17 protein-coding genes are annotated in these 18468 nt (G+C 65.1%); 2 read left to right on the top strand and 15 right to left on the bottom strand.

Annotation, left to right across the window (positions count from 1 at the left end; all coding sequences use genetic code 11):
* Positions 1 to 2: 2 nt before the first annotated feature.
* From dapF to BEP01S_RS13335, 13 genes are all read right to left on the bottom strand, one after another.
* The gene (gene dapF, locus BEP01S_RS13395) at positions 3 to 992 is read right to left on the bottom strand and encodes a diaminopimelate epimerase (protein ID WP_062244070.1); all 990 of its coding nucleotides are present in this window, start codon (positions 990 to 992) and stop codon (positions 3 to 5) included.
* 35 nt (positions 993 to 1027) lie between these two features.
* Complete coding sequence (gene miaA, locus BEP01S_RS13390) at positions 1028 to 1948, bottom strand: tRNA (adenosine(37)-N6)-dimethylallyltransferase MiaA (RefSeq protein ID WP_039206647.1); 921 nt, start codon at positions 1946 to 1948, stop codon at positions 1028 to 1030.
* Positions 1949 to 1954: 6 nt separating this feature from the next.
* On the bottom strand, positions 1955 to 2620 hold the full coding sequence (locus BEP01S_RS13385) for a hypothetical protein (protein ID WP_062244068.1): 666 nt from the start codon (positions 2618 to 2620) through the stop codon (positions 1955 to 1957).
* Position 2621: 1 nt separating this feature from the next.
* On the bottom strand, positions 2622 to 4118 hold the full coding sequence (gene miaB / locus BEP01S_RS13380; protein ID WP_062244066.1) for a tRNA (N6-isopentenyl adenosine(37)-C2)-methylthiotransferase MiaB: 1497 nt from the start codon (positions 4116 to 4118) through the stop codon (positions 2622 to 2624).
* A gap of 35 nt (positions 4119 to 4153) precedes the next feature.
* Positions 4154 to 5170 (bottom strand): regulatory protein RecX, encoded by a 1017-nt coding sequence (locus BEP01S_RS17165; RefSeq protein WP_062244065.1) that lies wholly within the window; start codon positions 5168 to 5170, stop codon positions 4154 to 4156.
* The gene (gene recA, locus BEP01S_RS13370; protein WP_062244064.1) at positions 5151 to 6242 is read right to left on the bottom strand and encodes a recombinase RecA; all 1092 of its coding nucleotides are present in this window, start codon (positions 6240 to 6242) and stop codon (positions 5151 to 5153) included. Before recA ends, BEP01S_RS17165 begins: the two co-directional genes overlap by 20 nt.
* A 239-nt stretch (positions 6243 to 6481) precedes the next feature.
* Positions 6482 to 6709: a DUF3046 domain-containing protein gene (locus BEP01S_RS13365; RefSeq protein ID WP_025779743.1), complete on the bottom strand. Its 228-nt coding sequence runs from the start codon at positions 6707 to 6709 to the stop codon at positions 6482 to 6484.
* Complete coding sequence (locus tag BEP01S_RS13360; RefSeq protein WP_062244061.1) at positions 6709 to 7038, bottom strand: helix-turn-helix domain-containing protein; 330 nt, start codon at positions 7036 to 7038, stop codon at positions 6709 to 6711. The genes BEP01S_RS13365 and BEP01S_RS13360 overlap by 1 nt, the downstream gene beginning before the upstream one ends.
* A gap of 177 nt (positions 7039 to 7215) precedes the next feature.
* Positions 7216 to 7767, bottom strand: coding sequence for a CinA family protein (locus BEP01S_RS13355; protein WP_306306267.1), 552 nt, complete (start codon positions 7765 to 7767; stop codon positions 7216 to 7218).
* Positions 7760 to 8410: a CDP-diacylglycerol--glycerol-3-phosphate 3-phosphatidyltransferase gene (gene pgsA, locus BEP01S_RS13350; RefSeq protein ID WP_062244060.1), complete on the bottom strand. Its 651-nt coding sequence runs from the start codon at positions 8408 to 8410 to the stop codon at positions 7760 to 7762. The genes BEP01S_RS13355 and pgsA overlap by 8 nt, the downstream gene beginning before the upstream one ends.
* The gene (locus BEP01S_RS13345; RefSeq protein ID WP_306306269.1) at positions 8407 to 11043 is read right to left on the bottom strand and encodes an FtsK/SpoIIIE family DNA translocase; all 2637 of its coding nucleotides are present in this window, start codon (positions 11041 to 11043) and stop codon (positions 8407 to 8409) included. Before BEP01S_RS13345 ends, pgsA begins: the two co-directional genes overlap by 4 nt.
* A gap of 439 nt (positions 11044 to 11482) precedes the next feature.
* Positions 11483 to 12364, bottom strand: a complete 882-nt coding sequence (locus tag BEP01S_RS13340; protein ID WP_083532714.1) for a class I SAM-dependent methyltransferase — start codon at positions 12362 to 12364, stop codon at positions 11483 to 11485.
* A complete protein-coding gene (locus BEP01S_RS13335) occupies positions 12354 to 12893 on the bottom strand; it encodes an ArsR/SmtB family transcription factor (RefSeq protein WP_062244059.1) in 540 nt (179 codons plus the stop codon). The genes BEP01S_RS13340 and BEP01S_RS13335 overlap by 11 nt, the downstream gene beginning before the upstream one ends.
* Before the next feature lie 150 nt (positions 12894 to 13043).
* On the opposite strand from BEP01S_RS13335, the gene BEP01S_RS13330 reads away from it, so the two are divergent.
* Positions 13044 to 14363 (top strand): MFS transporter, encoded by a 1320-nt coding sequence (locus BEP01S_RS13330; RefSeq protein WP_167348281.1) that lies wholly within the window; start codon positions 13044 to 13046, stop codon positions 14361 to 14363.
* Between the two features lie 5 nt (positions 14364 to 14368).
* Here BEP01S_RS13330 and BEP01S_RS13325 read toward each other — a convergent pair whose 3' ends face one another.
* Both BEP01S_RS13325 and BEP01S_RS13320 read right to left on the bottom strand, forming a co-directional pair.
* Positions 14369 to 15028, bottom strand: a complete 660-nt coding sequence (locus BEP01S_RS13325; protein WP_244882234.1) for a response regulator — start codon at positions 15026 to 15028, stop codon at positions 14369 to 14371.
* Positions 15025 to 16812: a sensor histidine kinase gene (locus BEP01S_RS13320; protein ID WP_083532744.1), complete on the bottom strand. Its 1788-nt coding sequence runs from the start codon at positions 16810 to 16812 to the stop codon at positions 15025 to 15027. The genes BEP01S_RS13325 and BEP01S_RS13320 overlap by 4 nt, the downstream gene beginning before the upstream one ends.
* Before the next feature lie 143 nt (positions 16813 to 16955).
* On the opposite strand from BEP01S_RS13320, the gene BEP01S_RS13315 reads away from it, so the two are divergent.
* The gene (locus BEP01S_RS13315) at positions 16956 to 18467 is read left to right on the top strand and encodes a CitMHS family transporter (protein ID WP_062244057.1); all 1512 of its coding nucleotides are present in this window, start codon (positions 16956 to 16958) and stop codon (positions 18465 to 18467) included.
* Position 18468: the final 1 nt, after the last annotated feature.

Genomic DNA, 18468 nt, shown 5'->3' with positions numbered 1-18468 from the left:
GTTCAGCCGATCGTGCCGCTGGCGACGAGGACCGCGGGGCCGGCGAGGCTGACGCGTCCGCTCGTGCCCTCGGCGTTCGGTTCGATCTCAATGCGCAGCTGACCGCCGGGCACGTCGACTCTCCACTGCAGAGGCGACTTCTCACCGGCCCAGTGGTGGGCTGCGATCGCTGCCGCGCAGGCTCCGGTTCCGCAGGAGCGGGTCTCACCGACACCGCGTTCGAACACGCGCATGCGCAGGGCGCCTTCTCCCCCGGCCACATCGGACCGAGCGGGTTCCATGACGATGTATTCCACATTGGATCCCTGCGCCGGGACGGGGTCGAGGACGGGTGCATCGCGCAGTTCGGCTGCGGCGAGTTCGGCGTTCTCGGCCAGGGCGACGACGGTGTGCGGGTTGCCGGTGGATACGCGCAGTCCGGGACGGGCGACGTCGATGCCGCCGGTGGTCACGAGTACGCTGCTCGCGGGGTCGAGTGACCATTCGCCCATGTCGATGGTGTACCAGGCGTCGCTGGCGGATCCGGGTCCGGCTGTACCGGTGTCGACGACGTCGTCTCCGGTTTGGACGCCGAGGGCGGGATTGAGGGTGGTGCGCACGGCTTTGATGCCGTCACGGGTGCCGACGAGGATCTCGCGGGCATCGGCGGGGACGCGACCGCTGGTCAGGAGTGCGTGGGCGAAGACGCGAACGCCGTTGCCGCACATCTCGGAGAGGCTGCCGTCGTTGTTGTAGTAGTCCATGAACCATTCGGCACCGGCTTCGGCCTGTTCGGCGGCTCCCGGGATGCCGCTGGCGGCGGAGCGGACGATGCGGATGATGCCGTCGGCGCCGAGTCCGGCCCGTCGATCGGCCAGGGTGGCGACGGTTTCGGGATGCATCTCCAGTGTGCTGTCGTCGTCGGAGAGCAGAACGAAGTCGTTCTGGGTGCCGTGCCCCTTGACGAAGCTGACATCGGTCCAGGCGGCGAACGGGGTATCCGGAGTGCTCATGGCTCCATCTTATCTGTGAGCGTCCAGTCGGGTCTTCAGTGCCCGTTCAGGACGTCGAGTGCAGTCGCCAGATTCTGTTCGGCGTCGGCGGCGCTGCCGTCGATCCAGCGGATGCGCGGGTCGCGGCGGAACCAGGTGTCCTGTCGGCGTGCGAACTGCCGGGTGCGGATCGTCGTCTCTTCCTTCGCCTCGGCGGCGGTGAGCTCTCCGTCCAGATGGCGTTGGATCTGTGCGTATCCGATGGCACGTGATGCTGTCTTGCCTTCGGCCAGCCCAACGCCGAGCAGACGCGTCACTTCGTCGACCCATCCGTGCTCCCACATGAGGTCGACGCGGGTGGCGATGCGCTCGTGCAGAATGGCCCGGTCCATGCTCAAGCCCAGGTGGATGGTCGGTTCGATCTCCTGGTAGTCCGGCAGTTGGGCGCTGAAGGGACGCCCCGTAAGTTCGATGACTTCGAGCGCTCGTGCGATACGTCGTTGGTCGTTGACGGTGATCTTCTCGGCCGCTTTCGGGTCGAGTTCGCGCAGCTTCTGATGCAGCATCCACCGGTCTGTTGCGACCTCGGCCTCGAGGCGAGCCCGCGCCTCGGGGTCGGTGCCGGGAAACTCCATATGATCGACCGCGGCACGAACGTAGAGCCCGGACCCGCCGACGAGGATCGGCCGCAGACCGCGCCCCCGGATGTCCGCAATCGCTGCCCGGGCACGTGCCTGAAAGTCCTGCACGTTCGCCTCTTCGTTGACGTCGAGGATATCGATGAGGTGATGCGGAATCCCCCGACGCTCATCGATCGGCAGCTTCGCCGTGCCGATGTCCATCCCTCGGTAGAACTGCATCGAATCCGTGTTGATGATCTCCCCGCCGAGGCGGTCGGCCAGATCCAGCGCCAGATCCGATTTCCCGGTGGCGGTGGCTCCGACGACGGTGATGATCGGCGAAGTATCCTCAGCCATCGGCGATCACTCCCAGAGTCCGGTGCCGCAGAACGTCCGCACTTCGTGGACACGTTCGTCGACGATCGGTTCCAGAGACGAGAAACGTGCACCCTGGTCGACGGCGTGGCGGATACCAGCAGCCAGCACACTGAGGTTGGCAGCCATGGTCTCGGCTTGGTCGCAGAGGTCGAGCAGTCTTTCGGTGTCGATCGACGTCCCGGAGGTGAGTGTCTCGATGACGGCATGATCGAATTCCGGAGCGCCGTCGATCGGGGCCAGGGGTGCGTCCTCTGTTGCAGCTCCGGACAGGTCGATGGGGAGCAGAAGGTGCTCGCTCGATCCGAGCGGGCCGATGTCGACGCCGGCGGCGTGAGCGTGAAGGATCGCGACGATGACGGCGGGGTCGGCCGCCTCGGCGAGTCTGCGTTCATCCATCGTCAGGGTATCAACGGTGTCGACCCAGTCGGTCCCGGACAGCAGCCGACCGGTGCGAGTATCGACGCCGCGATCGATTCCCCAGCCGCCGAGCCCGGCCACGGGTGGCAGGGTCTCAATGGGCAGGGCCCAATCGGTCTGCGTACTCACGGTATCGCGGGCGGCAGTCCGCAGTTCGGCCATTCGCGCCGTCTCGCTGCGGTCGATGTTCTCGAGCAGCACGGGGGCTGCCGGGATGATGGCGAAGGCGCCCATCTCAGCCGCGGGGGCGGATGGTCGGCATGCCGAGGTTCGTTGCACCGGCGGCGCCCTGTCCGGGGCTCGGTGCGCCGCAGCTGTCGGCCTGAGCCCGGTCGTAGGCGTCACCGGCTCGAGACGGGCGTACGGAGAATCCGGAGTCGGCGAGGAGGAAGTAGGGTTTCGCCTCGGTGACGGTGGCGGTGACGAAGTCGCCGGGCCGCGGCATCTCGGCGCCTTCGGGGATTCCGACGTGGACGAGACGATTGTCTTCGGCGCGACCGCTCAGTCGTGGGGAATCGCCGTGGGGCAGCTTGGTCACGAGCACCTCGACCTCACGGCCGATCTGGGTCTTGTTCTCGTCCCAGGCGATCTCGTCCTGCAGTGCGGTGAGGCGTTCGAACCGCTCCTGCACGACATCCTTCGGCACCTGGTTGTCCATCGTGGCCGCCGGTGTGCCGGGGCGGATGGAGTACTGGAAGGTGAAGGCCTGGGAGAACCGGGCGCGGCGGACGATGTCCATCGTGCCTTGGAAGTCCTCTTCGGTCTCTCCGGGGAAGCCGACGATGATGTCAGTGGTGATGGCAGCGTGCGGGATGCGTTCGCGCACGGTGTCGAGGATATTCATGAACCGTTTGGTCCGGTAGGAGCGGCGCATGGATTTGAGAATCGTGTCCGAACCGGACTGAAGCGGCATGTGCAGCTGCGGCATGACGGTCGGGGTCTCGGCCATCGCGTCGATGACGTCGTCGGAGAATGCGGCCGGGTGCGGGCTGGTGAAGCGGACCCGTTCGATGCCCTCGACATTGCCCACGGCGCGCAGCAGTTTCGCGAATGCGCCTTTGTCGCGGAACTCCGCACCGTAGGAGTTGACGTTCTGGCCGAGCAGGGTGACTTCGACGACTCCGTCGGCGACGAGTGCTTCAACCTCGGCGAGGATGTCGCCGGGACGGCGGTCCTTCTCTTTTCCGCGCAGGCTGGGCACGATGCAGAAGGTGCACGTGTTATTGCAGCCGACCGAGATCGACACCCATCCGGAGTGCTGGGATTCGCGGCGGCTGGGCAGAGTGGAGGGGAAGACGTCGAGGCTTTCGAGGATCTCGACCTGCGCTTCCTCGTTGTGGCGTGCGCGTTCGAGCAGCGCGGGAAGGGATCCCATGTTGTGGGTGCCGAAGACCACGTCGACCCAGGGGGCCTTCTTAACAATGGTGTCCCGGTCCTTCTGTGCCATGCATCCGCCGACGGCGATCTGGAGGCCGGGATGGTTCTCTTTGACCTTCGCGAGCTGGCCCAGGTTGCCGTAGAGCCGGTTGTCTGCGTTCTCGCGGACGGCGCAGGTGTTGAAGACGACGACGTCGGCCTGGTCGTCGGTGTTCGCCTGAACGTAGCCGGCATCGTCGAGCAGTCCGGACAGACGCTCGGAGTCGTGCACGTTCATCTGACATCCGTAGGTCTTGACCTCGTAGCTGCGAGGGGTGGTTCCGGATGCCGTCGGGGAGTCAATCAGTTCAGTCATGGCGCACCCATTCTAGCCGTTCCCCACGTGCCGTTTCAGTCTTCTGCGAGCACTTCCCGTGTGACCTTGATGCAGATCGCCGAGGGGAAGCCGCGGCGGGCGAGCATGCCGAGGATTCTGCGCTCTCGCACCGCATAGTCGAGGCGCCGGGTGGAGGCGGCTTTCTTCTCGGCGACTTCGCGCGCGAGTTCTTCCTCGCCGTCGATGTCGGCCACTGCGTCGGCGGCCAGTTCGGGGCTGATGCCTTTCTTGCTCAGTTCGCGTTTGAGCACGGACCGGGAGAGTTTCCGGTTCTCGCGCTGTGCCCGTGCGAAGCGGTGGGCGAATTCTTCGTCGTTGAGCAGACGGGAGTTCTGCAGCTTCTCGATGAGGACATCGATCGCTTCGGGCATGAGGTCGCGTTTGAGTAGCTTCTTGCGCAGTTCGTCACTGGAGTGATCGCGCATGGCGAGCATGTTCATCGCCGTCTTCTTCGCCTGGGCGTAGTCAGCGTCGAAGTCGGGCTCGTCGTCTTCGTCCTGGTCGAAGCTCAGCCCGGGTCCGGCAACGAAATCCGGGGTTCCGTCATCCCCACTGTCGAGGAAGTCCGGCACAGAGCTGCCGTCTTCCGGGAGAAAGTCCGGTCCGTCGTCCGCGGCGAGGAAGTCGGGGGTTGAGTCGGTACCGCCCTCGACCCATCCGTTGTCCGGTTCTTGCGTTGAACGCTTCCAGCTGCTGGATTTCTTCTTCCGTCGCGAGTTCGCGCTCGCACCCGAGCGTGCAGACGTACCCGAACGCGCAGATTTGCCCGAACTCTTTCGCTTGCCGGTTCGGCCGCCGCCGGTGACATCATCGTCGTTGAGCCCGGAGAGACCGGCGAAGAATCCGGCCTCTCCTTCGGCATGGCGTTGGTCGATCTCCGAGATCGCGCTGCGCAGCTGCGAGAGCGTCTCGGTCTGAGGCGAGCCACCGTGGCCGGAGTCCCCCGCGCCGACCTCGCTGGTCGATGCGGTGGACTCGTTGCCGGTGAACTCGTCGTCAGTCGACGAGGCGTCAGGAGACTTCGACGTCATCCGTCTGTGCTTCTCCGGCTGCCTCGGCGTCTTCTTCAGGTTCGTCGACCTTGATCAGACCGAGCTTGTGCTTGATCTTCAGCTCGATCTCTTCGGCCAGGCCCGGGTTGTCGCGGAGGAAGTTGCGGACGTTCTCCTTGCCCTGACCAAGCTGATCGCCGTCGTAGGTGAACCAGGATCCGGACTTCCGCACAATGCCGTTGTCAACACCCATATCGATGAGGCTGCCCTCGCGGGAGATGCCCTGACCGTAGAGGATGTCGAACTCGGCCTGCTTGAACGGCGGGGCGACCTTGTTCTTGACGATCTTCGCCCGGGTCCGGTTGCCGACCGCGTCCTGACCTTCCTTGAGGGTCTCGATGCGGCGGACGTCGATGCGCACGGAAGCGTAGAACTTCAGCGCCTTACCACCCGAAGTGGTCTCCGGGGAACCGAAGAAGACGCCGACCTTCTCACGCAGCTGGTTGATGAAGATGGCGGTGGTCTTCGACTGAGCCAGGGCGCCGGTGATCTTACGCAGAGCCTGCGACATCAGTCGAGCCTGCAGACCGACGTGGCTGTCGCCCATCTCGCCTTCGATTTCGGCCTTGGGCACAAGGGCCGCGACGGAGTCGATGACGATGACGTCGAGGGCCCCGGAGCGGATGAGCATATCGGCGATCTCAAGCGCCTGCTCACCGGTGTCCGGCTGGGACACGAGGAGCTGATCGGTGTCGACGCCGAGCTTCTTCGCGTACTCGGGATCGAGGGCGTGCTCGGCATCGATGAACCCGGCGATTCCGCCGGCCTTCTGAGCGTTCGCCACGGCGTGGAGAGCCACGGTCGTCTTTCCGGAGGATTCCGGACCGTAGATCTCGACGACGCGACCGCGCGGCAGACCGCCGATGCCCAGTGCGATGTCGAGAGCGACCGAACCGGTCGGGATGGAGGCGATGGGCTCACGCACACCGTCGCCGAGGCGCATGATCGCGCCCTTGCCGTAGTTGCGATCGATCTGGCCCATTGCGGCTTCAAGTGCCTTCGACTTGTCTCCGCCGGTGGGAACCTGAAGGTTCTTGGGTGTACGTGCCATGACGTCTCCTCTTCGTTGCTTTTCCGTTGAGACCAAGGCTAGAAGATGGCACTGACATAACGACAGAGGATGCGATTCCCCCGTGGATAACCAGCCACTCATGGTCACAGGTCCCGTGATTCCTCACCAGGTTAACCCACATGGGAACAGGTGTTCTATATATTCGGGTGTGTCGCGTGTTTCATTCGATCGTGTGGATCACCGCGACGGCCGAAATAGCTGCGCGCGGCAGCGAAAAATCAGAACGGCGTCGAGCGCGGCTTCTCTTTGCCGAGGCGACGGGATTCGGGAACGCCCATGGAGTCGCACACGGCGATCCAGATGTCGCGGGGTTCGACGCCGGCTTCGAATGCCTGCGCAGCGGTCCGCGAACCGAGGGAGCTCAGAGTGAGGTCGGTGTGCAGGGAGGCGGCACGAGCCTCACCGAACTCCTCGTTCATGAGGATCCAGTAGAGCGTGTGCCGCATCAGGGCTTAGCGGCCAGGCGCGGAGAAGAGTATCCCTCGGGGTGACCGAGGATCTTGTCCGAGAGCTCCTGCGGAATGGTGTCGGGGATCTGCACGCCTTCTTCGAGCGCGAAGCGATCCGACACGGACGACAGCAGTGCCGACAGCGGCAGGTCGAGTGCTTCACAGATCGCGGACAGCAGCTCCGATGAGGCTTCCTTCTGTCCACGTTCGATCTCGCTGAGGTAGCCGAGCGAAACGCTGGCTCCGGTCGAGACATCGCGAAGGGTGCGTCCTTGACGACGGCGGGCAGACCGAAGTGCGTCGCCGATTTCGACTCTCAGTAACATAACGCGGCCCTCCCTTTGTCAGCGCGTCCCGTCAATGTAGTTCCAACAACCTTACAACCTGGCCGTGACACAGCACCAACCCGGTGCCCCGAGCGGATGGTATTGCCAGTCCATTCGAAGACTTTGGAGAATTTTCGTCCGATGGTCATCACTCGGTCAACCCCGCGGTGGACGATCTTATTCCGCGTCCGTCTCGCTACCTGTCTCGCGACCCGTTCCGGACCCTGCCTCCGGCCCGAAGGCGAGTTCGCCGACGAATTCATCGAGATTCGTCGCCATCGCCTGTACCGTCTGGCTGCGGATGGCGTCACGATCACCGGTGAACTCGTGTTCGAAGACCTTCGCCTTCCCGCCGAAGGCGATCGCGGTATAGACGAGTCCGACGGGTTTGTCGTCCTGCGGATCAGGACCGGCGACTCCCGTGCATGAGATCCCGATATCGGCCACGCACTGCGCAGCCGTGCCGACGGCCATCTGCGCGGCGACGACCGGGTCGATCGGCCCGGTCTCCTCGAGGTGGTCGGCATCGACTCCGGCGAGGCTCGCTTTGAGGTCGGTGGCGTAGGTGACCAGTCCCCCACGCACCACGGCCGATGCTCCCGGCACATCGACGAGTGAGGCGACGAATCGTCCGCCCGTCAGCGACTCCGCCGATGCCAGCGAGATCCCAAGCTGAGTACAAGTGGAGATGATGCGGCGCGCGGTCGCCATCAGCTCTGACTCAGCCACGCTGCGCGTTCCCGCCGGTCTTCGCGTCCTTATACAGCTTCGCCGCCTGCACGCAGTAGTCGACGCCGGTGACGATGGTGACGACGATGGCCGCGGTCATGATGATCCATGCGATGACGAGCAGGATCGTGTAGACGACGGGAGGCACCATGTCGGAGAGCGGGAAGATGAGCAGGAACAGCGCGATCGCTGCGGTCTGGAGCACGGTCTTGATCTTGCCTCCGCGCGAGGCGGGCATGACGGCGATGCGGATCATGAAGAACCGCAGCACGGTGATGCCGAATTCGCGGACGAGGATGATCACGGGCACCCACCAGGGCAGTTCGACGATGATCGCCAGACCGATGAGTGCGGCCGCCATGAGTGACTTGTCGGCGATGGGGTCGGCGATCTTGCCGAAGTTCGTGATGAGGTTGTTCCGCCTGGCCAGGTAGCCGTCGACGAAGTCGGTGAACATGGCCACCAGGAACACGACGAGCGCCCACCAGCGCAGTGTCACATCGTTGCCGCCGTCGGCCAGCAGAAACACGAGGAACAGGGGCACCATGAGGATGCGTAGCACCGTGAGTGCGTTGGGCACGTTCCACGGACTCGGTTCTGCAGAGGGCTGCTGAGAGGCTCCGGCCTCGACTCGATCGTTCACATTCCCAGCCTATCGGAGTGAGCTGAGCAGATCATTCCAGCCGTGGATACCTCAACCACAATCGCCGAGGCGTGCCCGGATCCGGTCTGTCCGGACTGGCCGTGGCCACCGTCGGTCGGGACGTCGGCAGAGGCGCCGCCGGAATCCTCGGGTGGGGTCTCGCCCTTGATGATGGCCAGGGTGCCCGGCAGGTCGTCGGGGCGCACGAGCACGTCGCGGGCCTTCGAACCTTCGGAGGGTCCGACGATTCCGCGGGACTCCATGAGGTCCATGAGGCGACCAGCCTTGGCGAAGCCGACGCGCAGCTTGCGCTGGAGCATGGAGGTCGAACCGAACTGCGTGGTCACGACCTGTTCGATCGCCTGGAGCAGCAGTTCGAGGTCGTCTCCGATGTCCTCGTCGATGACCTTCTTCGGGGCTTCAACGGCCACGTCTTCGCGGTAGTTCGGCTTGAGCTGGCCCTTGACGTGTTCGACGACCTTCTCGATCTCGGACTCGTTGACCCAGGCTCCCTGGACACGCATCGGCTTGGCCGCACCCATCGGCAGGAACAGGGCGTCACCCTGACCGATGAGCTTCTCTGCGCCGGGCTGGTCGAGCACGACTCGCGAGTCTGCCAGCGACGAGGTTGCGAACGCCAGACGCGAGGGCACGTTGGCCTTGATGAGGCCGGTGACGACGTCGACGCTGGGTCGCTGGGTTGCGAGCACCAGGTGGATGCCGGCGGCACGGGCCAGCTGCGTGATGCGCTGGATCGAGGCTTCGACGTCGCGCGGGGCGACCATCATGAGGTCGGCGAGCTCGTCGACGACGACCAGCAGGTACGGGTAAGGCTGGAGGACGCGTTCAGAACCGGCCGGTGCCTGGATGCGGCCTTCGCGGACGGCCTTGTTGAACTCCTTGACGTGCTTGAACCCGTAGTTCGCGAGGTCGTCGTAGCGGGCGTCCATTTCGCGCACGACCCATTCGAGCGCCTCGGCGGCCTTCTTCGGGTTCGTGATGATCGGGGTGATCAGGTGCGGAATGCCTTCGTAGATCGTCAGCTCGACGCGCTTGGGGTCGACGAGGATCATGCGGACCTCGTCGGGGGTCGCGCGCATCATGATCGAGGTGATCATGGAGTTCACGAAGCTCGACTTACCGGCACCGGTGGCACCGGCGACCAGGAGGTGGGGCATCTTCGAGAGGTCGGCGACGACGAATCCGCCTTCGACGTCCTTACCCACACCCATGACCATCGGGTGGTCGGTCTTGCGGGCGGCCTTCGAACGGAGCACATCGCCGAGGGCGACGTTCTCACGGTCGGTGTTCGGGATCTCGATGCCGATGGCCTTCTTGCCGGGGATCGGCGAGAGGATGCGCACGTCGGCGCTGGCCACGGCGTAGGCGATGTTCTTCGACAGCGCCGTGACCTTCTCGACCTTCGTTCCGGCCCCGAGTTCCACCTCGTAGCGGGTGACTGTGGGGCCACGGGAGAATCCGGTGACCTCGGCGTCGATCTTGAACTGCTCGAGCACATCGCGCAGGGCCTCGACGACGCGGTCGTTGGCCTCCGACCGTTCCTTCGCGGGAGGTCCGGGCTGGAGGTTGTCCGAGGCGGGCAAGGTGTAGGTGACGTCGCCGGCGAGGGTGAGCTGTTCGACGCGTTCAGGCAGCTGCTCCGTGGGTGGAGGTGCGGGTGCGTTCGTGATCGGCACCGGCGCCGGGGCGGCAGCAGGGTCGGGCTTCTTCGCCTGGTTCGCGGCGTCGTCGTCCATCCCGATGGTCTTCTTCAGCTCGGCCATCTCGCGCTCGGCCTTGGTCGGGCGGCGCTGACCGGGCTTGAGCTTCGGCTCCGGGTCGGTCTCGATGCGGGTGGTGTCGGCTTCTTCGTCGCTGACGTCGTTCTCGTGGATGTAGGCCTTGTCGTAGGCCTTCGTCACGGCATCGTCGTCGGCGGAGTCGCCATCGGGGATGTCGGTCTTCTTCTTCCGGCTGCGGCGCTTGGCGCCCATCACCGGTTTGAGATCTGAAGTGCGGCCGTTCTCGGCAACGAGGTCGGACTGTTTGGTCTCGCCCGCCTCGGCGTCGGTCTGCGGTCGAGCCCCACCGGTGAGTCGGTAGTACAGGTCGGTAAGGCGACGGGGAATCGCGCGCACCGGTGTCGCGGTGACCACAAGCAGGGAGAACAGTCCGAGGAGGACGAGCAGCGGCACGGCCACGTAGACGGTGGTCGCGACGACAAGCGGTGAGGACACGACGAATCCGAGGGCGCCTCCCCCGTTGGCCATGGCCTCACGCGAGTTCGTGAAGGTCGGGTTGCCGGCGGCGATATGGGCCAGGCCCGAGGCGGCGAGCAGACCGAAGATCATCCCGATGAGGATGCGGTTGTTGCCGCGGTTGTCGTCGCCGCGCAGGAACAGGCGGATCGCATAGCAGGTGAAGACCACAGGCAGGGCGAGTGCTACGCGGCCGAAGGTGCCTTCGACGATTCCGCGGACGCCGTCGCTGATCGCGCCGGGGATGTTCCACCATTCGAAGGCTGCGATGATGATCGAGAGTCCGATGAGGAAGAAGGCTGTGCCGTCCCGCTTCGTCGGTGATTGATCGGTCGGTTCGTCGCTGAGAGTCTTACGCGCACGGTTTCCGGCCATGTGGGCCACTCCCCTCCATGCACCGGTGACAACGTTTGTCCCGGGTTCTTCGGTCCCCGCTTGACCGGACCGACCAGCGTTTTTGCGCGCTGTGCGTTTCCCGGAACCAGAAGCGGGGGAAGTCGTTCTGGTCGCCATGTCTCTCATCTTAGGACGATATTGCGCTCCTGCCCAGCAAATCCGCAGGTTTCGGCGTGTGGCGCACCGGGCGGCTGAGCCTTCAGCGGGCGGGCTGCATCGGGTGAATTTCGATGTCAGCCGCACATTTCATCGAGAAACGGGTGCTGCATCGAGACATAAGAGGTGGAAGTAGGGCGAATCCGCGGCGTTGAGGGAGTTAAATGGGTCCAGAGTGCACGTTTTCCCGGCCATTTTGGCATTCTGTCCCCACTTAACCCATCGATCTCCGCAGATCCCACCTGCCAGCGGACTCCTGGCCTCAAGAAGGCCGATATGGCTGCGAACCGGGGATGAGCCCGGCTCCGACAATGCGCTTGCCGTCCGCGCGGGCGAGGTGGCGCCCCAACTCCTGCGGAACGAGGTCCATCTTGTCCAGGTCGACGTCCCGCCGATAGGGGTACTTGCCCTTGCGGGCGATGAAGACGAACTCTCGCCCCGGCCTGTCCGGGGCGTCGCGGATCTCTTCGACGTTGAAGCCGGTGTCTTCCAGTGATTTCGTCAGCTCATCTCGGTCACGGAATTGCAGGCAGCTTCGCTGTTCGACCCGGCGACCGTCTCGCTCGAAGACCAACACCCCGATGAAGTCAACGAATCCGCCATAGCTCGCCTCGTACTCCACCCACGACTCGACCGTCCCTTCGCCGTCGACCTCGGCCACGGAATAGGTGTTCTCCTTCGTCCACTCGAACCACGCCTCCCGCTCGGGGATCCGTGATTCGAAGACGATGAGCCCGCCTGGTCGCAGACTGCGCCTGATCGCCATCAGCGTCTCCGACCACTTTTCAGCTCCGAGAATCGCCTGTGCCACGTTGGCCGTCATGAACGCCATGTCCGCCTGCAGCGGCGGCAGGTCCGCGGCGACTCCGTGGACCCATGTCACCTGGTCGGAGTTCGGCTTCTTCCGTGCCATGTCCAAAGCGAGTGCCGATGGATCGACGCCGACGACTTCCACTCCCCGACCGGCGAGCATCGTTGCGAACGTTCCAGTTCCGCATCCGACATCCACCACCGAGGCGGCCCCGAACTCATCGACCATCGCCGCGTAGACGTCGAGGTCGTCCCGCTCGGGCCCCTCGAAGATGTCGTAGACAGCCGCACAGCGCGCGTCGACATAGCTGTCAGCGACGTCATCAGCGGTCATGCGGATCGCTCGGGTGCATGGCGATGAACAGACCCCACTGAGTGGCGCCGTCCTTCTTGCGCCGACTGCGGAACTCTTCGAACAGCTCATCGATCCGCGACCGGAATTCCTCAACCTCATCCTCGGTGAGCATCGCGGCCATCCGCCCCATCGTCCGCTCCTCATACGGCGCGGCGGTGAATTCGGTGGTGAAGGCCTCGAGCATTTCGGCCGTCATATCGCCGGTGTTGAGGAACCAGCTTTTGCCCGTGGCGAGGTACGGGATCTCCCTGGACCCGCGCTTGCCCCGCCGCGCCTCCTGAGGTTCGAGGAATCCGGTGTCGGCGAGCATCCGCACATGATGGAGTGAGGTCGCGGGATTGAGGCCGGTCGCCTCGGCGATCTCCCGATTGCTCAGTGCCTCGTCCAGACACAGCCGCAGGATCCGAATCCGAATGCTCGACGCCAGCGCCTTGGCCTCGGCGTCGGTGGCGTCCCTGCGTTCCACGGCTCGGGCGAGGGCGGCCGCGGCAGGTGTGTCATCGTTCATGCCTCAACGCTAGCGAGTGATAGGGAGAAGTCAATCAATCCCCCAAAGTGATTGACTTTCCCCAATCACTCGTGGAGCATTACTGATTGACAACCCTCAATCACTGACATTCGATCACTGATCCTCCGCCCGCGGTCTCGAGGAAGAGCCATGGCAGCAGCCGACCAACCGCCGTCGAGCGAACCACAACCGCAGCACGGCCCGACCTCATCGCAGCGGCCGAAACACGTCTCGCTGTGGAGACACCGCGACTTCATGAAGTTGTGGGCAGGCGACACGGTCTCTGTGTTCGGATCCGAGCTCGTCCTCTTCGCTCTCCCCCTCATCGCCGTGCAGCTCCTCCACGCCGACGCCTTCGAAATGGGAGTGCTCGCAACGCTGGAATCCGCAGCTTTCCTGCTCATCAGCCTGCCCGCCGGGGCCTGGGTCGACCGTCTGCCGAAGAGACTCGTCATCGTCTCCGGCGACATCATCCGCGCCGCCATCCTCCTGACCATCCCGCTGGCCTGGGCGTTCGACGCCCTGAGCATGGTCCAGCTCTATCTCGCAGCGGCCGGGGTCGGAATCGTCAGCGTCTTCTTCGACGTCGCCAATCAGTCCTATCTGCCCGAACTCGTCGACGGCGACGCGATCTCCGACGGCAACGGCAAGCTCCAAGCCAGCCAGCAGACTGCCGGAGTTGCCGGTCCCACTCTGGCCTCCGGCCTGGTCACCGCGATCGGTGCCCCACTGACCATCGGACTGACCAGCATCTGCATGGGACTCTCCAGCATCCTCGTCGGACTCATCAAACACCGCGAAACCCCACGACCGGCCGAGGGCCGGGCCGGATTCGTCGCCGAGATTCGGGAGGGACTCGGCTTCGTCCTCGGTCACCCGCTGCTGCGCCGGATCACTGCCTGCACAGGTCTGACGAACTTCGCGTCGTCGGGCATCTTCGCGCTCCTCGTGTTGTACGCCCTCACCACGCTCGGTCTTCACCAGGTCGAACTCGGAATCATCATGTCCGTCGCCTCGGCCGGTGGCATCCTCGGCGCACTCACGGCGGCGTGGGTGCAGAAGATCCTCGGCGAAGGAACGAGCATCGCCGTGTCCGCGCTGATCGGCAGTCTCTGCTTCCTCGGTGTTCCGCTCGCTTCCGTCCTGCCGGCGCTGCCGACCCTGCTGATCAGCTGGTTCCTTGTGACCTGGGCGGTCGTCGTCTACAACATTGCGCAGGTGAGCTTCCGGCAGCGCCTCTGCCCGAAGCCGCTGCTGGGCCGGATGAACGCGTCCATCCGCTTCCTCGTATGGGGACCGATGCCGTTGGGCGCATTCCTCGCGGGCATCCTCGGCGACAGGCTCGGAGTGCCGAAGACGATGTGGATCCTGGCAGGCTGTGCACTCCTCGGCTCCCTGCCGGTGCTTGCTTCCTCGCTGCTGCGGATGCGCGAACTCCCCCGCGAGCTCGATCTGCTCGGCAGTGACTAATCAGCTCAGCGAGTGGCGTAGAGGTGCTCGGGGCGGCCGGTGTTGCCGTACTGCAGAGACACCGTGATCGTGCGGGCCTCGGCGAGCTTCGCCAGATGCCGCTGCGCGGTCGCACGGGAGGCACCGACCGCCTCGGCGACCTCGAGGGCCGTCATAGGGCCGCTCGCCTCCTCGAGTGCTGCGAGAATCCGGGTCGTCGTCGACGATCCCGCCGGGCTCGCTCCGGTCCCGCCGACGGCCGCGGCATCGTGGAGGTTGCGCAGCTGCCGCTCGAGATCGGTCTGCCCGACCTTCTCCCGCTCCCAATAGCGGAGGAATCGAGCGTAGCGGCGCAGGAAGTTCTGCAGCACCTCGGCGGCGAAGGGCTTGACGATGTACGTCATCGCCCCCGCGCGCAGCGACGAGCGGACCACCTGCGGATCCGTGACCGCCGAGAGCACGATCGCGTCGATATCGGTCTCGCGGACGAGGTCGACTCCGGTGCCCTCCGGCAGCACATAGTCCACGAGGAGCAGGTCGACGTCGTTCTCGGCGATGACGTCGCGTGCCGTCCTGAGATCTCGGACGGGTTCGAGCGCCGTGAAGCCGGGCACCTCGTCGACGTAGCGGGCATGGATCTGCCCGACGAAGAAGTCGTCATCGAGCACGAGAACGTTGACCATCATCTTTCCTCTTTCGTTGGGAAGTCGTTGTCATCGGCGGTCGCATCGCCCTCGCCGGCAGGGTCGTCGTAGGAAGAGTCGTCGCCAGCAGGGTCGTCGAGAGCGTCGGGCAGGCGCATGGCGAAGCTCGCCCCGCCGAGGTCCGGGTCGTGGGCGTCGATGAGCCACACCGCTCCCCCTCCCTTCTCCGCGACTCGGCGGCTGAGCGCGAGTCCGATGCCGAGTCCGTGACCATCCCCCGTGCCGGTGCCCGTCGTCAGTCCGATTCCGAAATCCGGCGCCGAGTCAGTCGTCGAGGTCGAGAATCCCTCGTCGAAGATCTTTTCCGCCACCTCGTCGTCGATTCCGTCGCCGGTGTCCGTGACGACCGCGTGGAGTTCCGTTCCGGAGCTGAGCACCTGCACTTCGACCCGTCCCCCGGCCTCGGCATACCGCTGCCCCGCGACGGCTGCGCGCACGGCGTTGTCGATGAGGTTGCCGAGGATGAGCGTGACCGCTTCCGGATCGCGTACCGCCCCGACGGCCAAGGAGTCCGGGGTGACGGCCAGGTTCACTCCCGCCTCGGCGGCGGTCGTCCCCTTGGCCTCGAGAACGGCGCGCAGGTACGGGTCGGAGATGAGGTCGATGTCTTCGACCGGGGTCGTGATCGGCCCGGTGCCCAGCAGCGAGGATAAGTAGGTGTGGGCTTCGTCCGTCGCGCCCGTGTCGACGAGGCCGAGTACGGTGTGCAGCCGGTTGGCGAACTCGTGACGCTGGGTGCGCAGGGCCCGGGCCATGGCGGTGACGGATTCGAGCTGGCGGGCCATCGTGAGCATCTGCGTCTCGTCCCGCAGGGTCACGACCCCGCCGACGGAGACTCCGTCGCGCTGCACCCGCACGGCCGTGGCCAACAGGATCCGGTCGCCTAACGTGATCCGCCGCCGCAGAGCCCCCTCCGGTGGAGCTTCGGCCATGAGCGCGGTGACCTCATCGGGCACGCCAACCAATTCGTCAGAATCCCTCGCCGAGGCGGTCCCGAGCAGCTCCTTCGCGTTCGAGTTGCTCAGGGTGAGCTTTCCGTTCGTGTCGAACCCGAGCACCCCGTCGTCGAGGCCGTGAAGCACGGCGCCTTGATCGCGGGCCATCTCGGCGAGCTCTTCGGGTCCGACGCCGAGCGTCTCCCTCCGCAGCCGGCGCCCGAGCATGACCGACACGACCCCGCCGAGCGCCAGGGCGAGCACCGCAACCGTGCCGAGCAGGATGAGTTCGCGACGGACGTCGGCATCGAGCACGGAGGCGAAGATGCCGACCGAGACCTCACCGACAACGGTCTTTCCGTCCTCACTCGAATAGATCGGGACCTTCGCCCGCACCGTCTCGCCCAGGGTTCCGGATTCGTGAGAGACGTTCTCGCGTCCGGCCAGCGCCTCGTCCGGAGACGTCGAGACCTTGTGCCCGATCTTCGACCGGTCGGGGTGGGTAAGTCGGATGCCGCGGTCGTCAGTGATGACGGCGAAGGTGATGCCCGACCGGTCGCGCAGATCATCGGTGATCTTCAGCATCGAGGTCACGAGCTGCTCATCGGGCTCAGCGGCGTGTTCGGCCGAAGCCTGCGTGGCAGCGGCACGGACGTCCGGATCGATCGCCAGCGTGCGGGCAGTGGACAGCGCCTTCGTCTCGGTCACCTCGGTGACGGTGCGCGCTCCCATCCACGCGAACACGCCGGTGACCAGGGTAAGGATCACGATGACGAGCGCGAGCTGAGAGATCAGCACACGACGGGAGAACGAACGATGGGGCCGGGGCACGCGCTCAGCGTAGCCGCGTTTGAGCGCAATGCGCAAAAGGCACGCAACGATCTAAAAGTCATCAGCGCACACAAACGCGCGGAGCACGTGACCTGGGCCCTACGGTGTTTCGAGCCTCACATTCGCCTTCGAAGGAGAAGCTCGTGCTTGTCATTCTCGGTTTCGCCATGATCCTCGTCTTCATGACGCTGATCATGACCAAACGCCTCTCGCCGATCCTCGCGCTCATCCTCGTGCCCACGATCTTCGGCCTCTTCGCCGGAGCAGGTCTGGGCATCGGGGAGATGGTCATGGACGCGATCGCCTCGATGTCGTCGACGGCAGCCCTGCTGCTCTTCGCCATCATCTACTTCGGCATCATGATCGACGTCGGCCTCTTCGACAAGCTCGTCGAGTTCATCCTCAAGGTCGCCGGAAACGACCCCGTCAAGGTCGTCCTCGGCACCGCGCTGCTCACTGGTGCGGTGTCCCTCGACGGTGACGGATCGACGACGTTCATCGTCGTCACCGCGGCCATGCTGCCGATCTACCAGCGCCTCGAGATGTCGCCGGTGGTGCTCACCTGCGTGGCCGGTCTCATCAACGGCAGTCTCAACATCGTCCCATGGGGCGGACCGACAGCACGTGCCTCCTCGGCGCTGCAGATCGACGCGAACGAGATCTTCGTTCCCATGGTGCCCTCCCTGGTGGCGGGCCTGCTCGTGTGCCTCGTCTTCGCCTATGTGCTCGGCATTTCCGAACGCCGCCGTCTGACCAAGAACGGCGTCGCCTGGGTCGAGGACCGCAAATCGAACCGTCGCAAGGACCTCGTCGGCGCCGTCGCCGGAGCCACTTCCGGCACCGCCGCCAGCAGCTCGGCCACCACCGGCAGCTCAGCCACGACCTCCGGTCACGGGGCGGTCAACTCCGGCGCCGCCTCGGCGAATGATGACACCGCCACCGAGGCGGGACCCGGCAACGCTGACGACGCGACTGATACGTCCGGTTCCGGCACGGGCCTGTCGAACACTGCGCTCGATCCGAACCGTGCGACCCTGCGGCCGAAGCTGTTCTGGTTCAACCTGGCCCTGACCGTGGCCGTGATGGTCCTGCTCATCGTCGACATCCTGCCGCTGCCGTACCTGTTCATGATCGGCACCGTCATCGCGCTCATGGTCAACTTCCCGAAGATGAAGGACCAGCAGGAGGAGCTCGCTTCCCACGCGACCGCGATCATCTCCGTCGTCGCCATGGTCATGGCCGCGGGCGTGCTCACCGGCATCATGTCCGGCACGGGAATGGTCGACGCGATGGCCGAATGGCTCGTCGAGGTCATCCCGAACTCGATGGGACCCTACATGGCCGTTATCACCGGCCTGCTGTCGATTCCGATGACCTTCTTCATGAGCAACGACGCCTTCTACTTCGGCATCCTGCCCGTGCTCGCTGAGACCGCCTCCCACTTCGGCATCTCCGCCGCCGATATGGCCCGCGCCTCGATCACCGGCCAGCCCGTGCACATGCAGTCACCGCTGGTGCCCGCGATCCTGCTGCTCGTGTCCCTGTCCGGCGTGGAGCTCGGCGATCACCACAAGAAGGTGCTGTGGCGCGCGCTCATCGTCGCCCTCGTCATGCTCGCCGTGGGTGTCGCCATCGGCGTCATCGGAATCGGCTGAG

This window comes from Brevibacterium epidermidis NBRC 14811 (assembly GCF_001570805.1).
GTDB lineage: Bacteria > Actinomycetota > Actinomycetes > Actinomycetales > Brevibacteriaceae > Brevibacterium > Brevibacterium epidermidis.
This window is presented reverse-complemented; position numbering and strand designations above follow the sequence as displayed.

Excerpts from the sequence above, each read along its gene's own strand:
- dapF (WP_062244070.1), bottom strand. The coding sequence starts at position 992 with ATGAGCACTCCGGATACCCCGTTCGCCGCCTGGACCGATGTCAGCTTC.
- miaA (WP_039206647.1), bottom strand. The coding sequence starts at position 1,948 with ATGGCTGAGGATACTTCGCCGATCATCACCGTCGTCGGAGCCACCGCC.
- BEP01S_RS13385 (WP_062244068.1), bottom strand. The coding sequence starts at position 2,620 with ATGGGCGCCTTCGCCATCATCCCGGCAGCCCCCGTGCTGCTCGAGAAC.
- miaB (WP_062244066.1), bottom strand. The coding sequence starts at position 4,118 with ATGACTGAACTGATTGACTCCCCGACGGCATCCGGAACCACCCCTCGC.
- BEP01S_RS17165 (WP_062244065.1), bottom strand. The coding sequence starts at position 5,170 with ATGACGTCGAAGTCTCCTGACGCCTCGTCGACTGACGACGAGTTCACC.
- recA (WP_062244064.1), bottom strand. The coding sequence starts at position 6,242 with ATGGCACGTACACCCAAGAACCTTCAGGTTCCCACCGGCGGAGACAAG.
- BEP01S_RS13365 (WP_025779743.1), bottom strand. The coding sequence starts at position 6,709 with ATGCGGCACACGCTCTACTGGATCCTCATGAACGAGGAGTTCGGTGAG.
- BEP01S_RS13360 (WP_062244061.1), bottom strand. The coding sequence starts at position 7,038 with ATGTTACTGAGAGTCGAAATCGGCGACGCACTTCGGTCTGCCCGCCGT.
- BEP01S_RS13345 (WP_306306269.1), bottom strand. The coding sequence starts at position 11,043 with ATGGCCGGAAACCGTGCGCGTAAGACTCTCAGCGACGAACCGACCGAT.
- BEP01S_RS13340 (WP_083532714.1), bottom strand. The coding sequence starts at position 12,364 with ATGACCGCTGATGACGTCGCTGACAGCTATGTCGACGCGCGCTGTGCG.
- BEP01S_RS13335 (WP_062244059.1), bottom strand. The coding sequence starts at position 12,893 with ATGAACGATGACACACCTGCCGCGGCCGCCCTCGCCCGAGCCGTGGAA.
- BEP01S_RS13330 (WP_167348281.1), top strand. The coding sequence starts at position 13,044 with ATGGCAGCAGCCGACCAACCGCCGTCGAGCGAACCACAACCGCAGCAC.
- BEP01S_RS13325 (WP_244882234.1), bottom strand. The coding sequence starts at position 15,028 with ATGATGGTCAACGTTCTCGTGCTCGATGACGACTTCTTCGTCGGGCAG.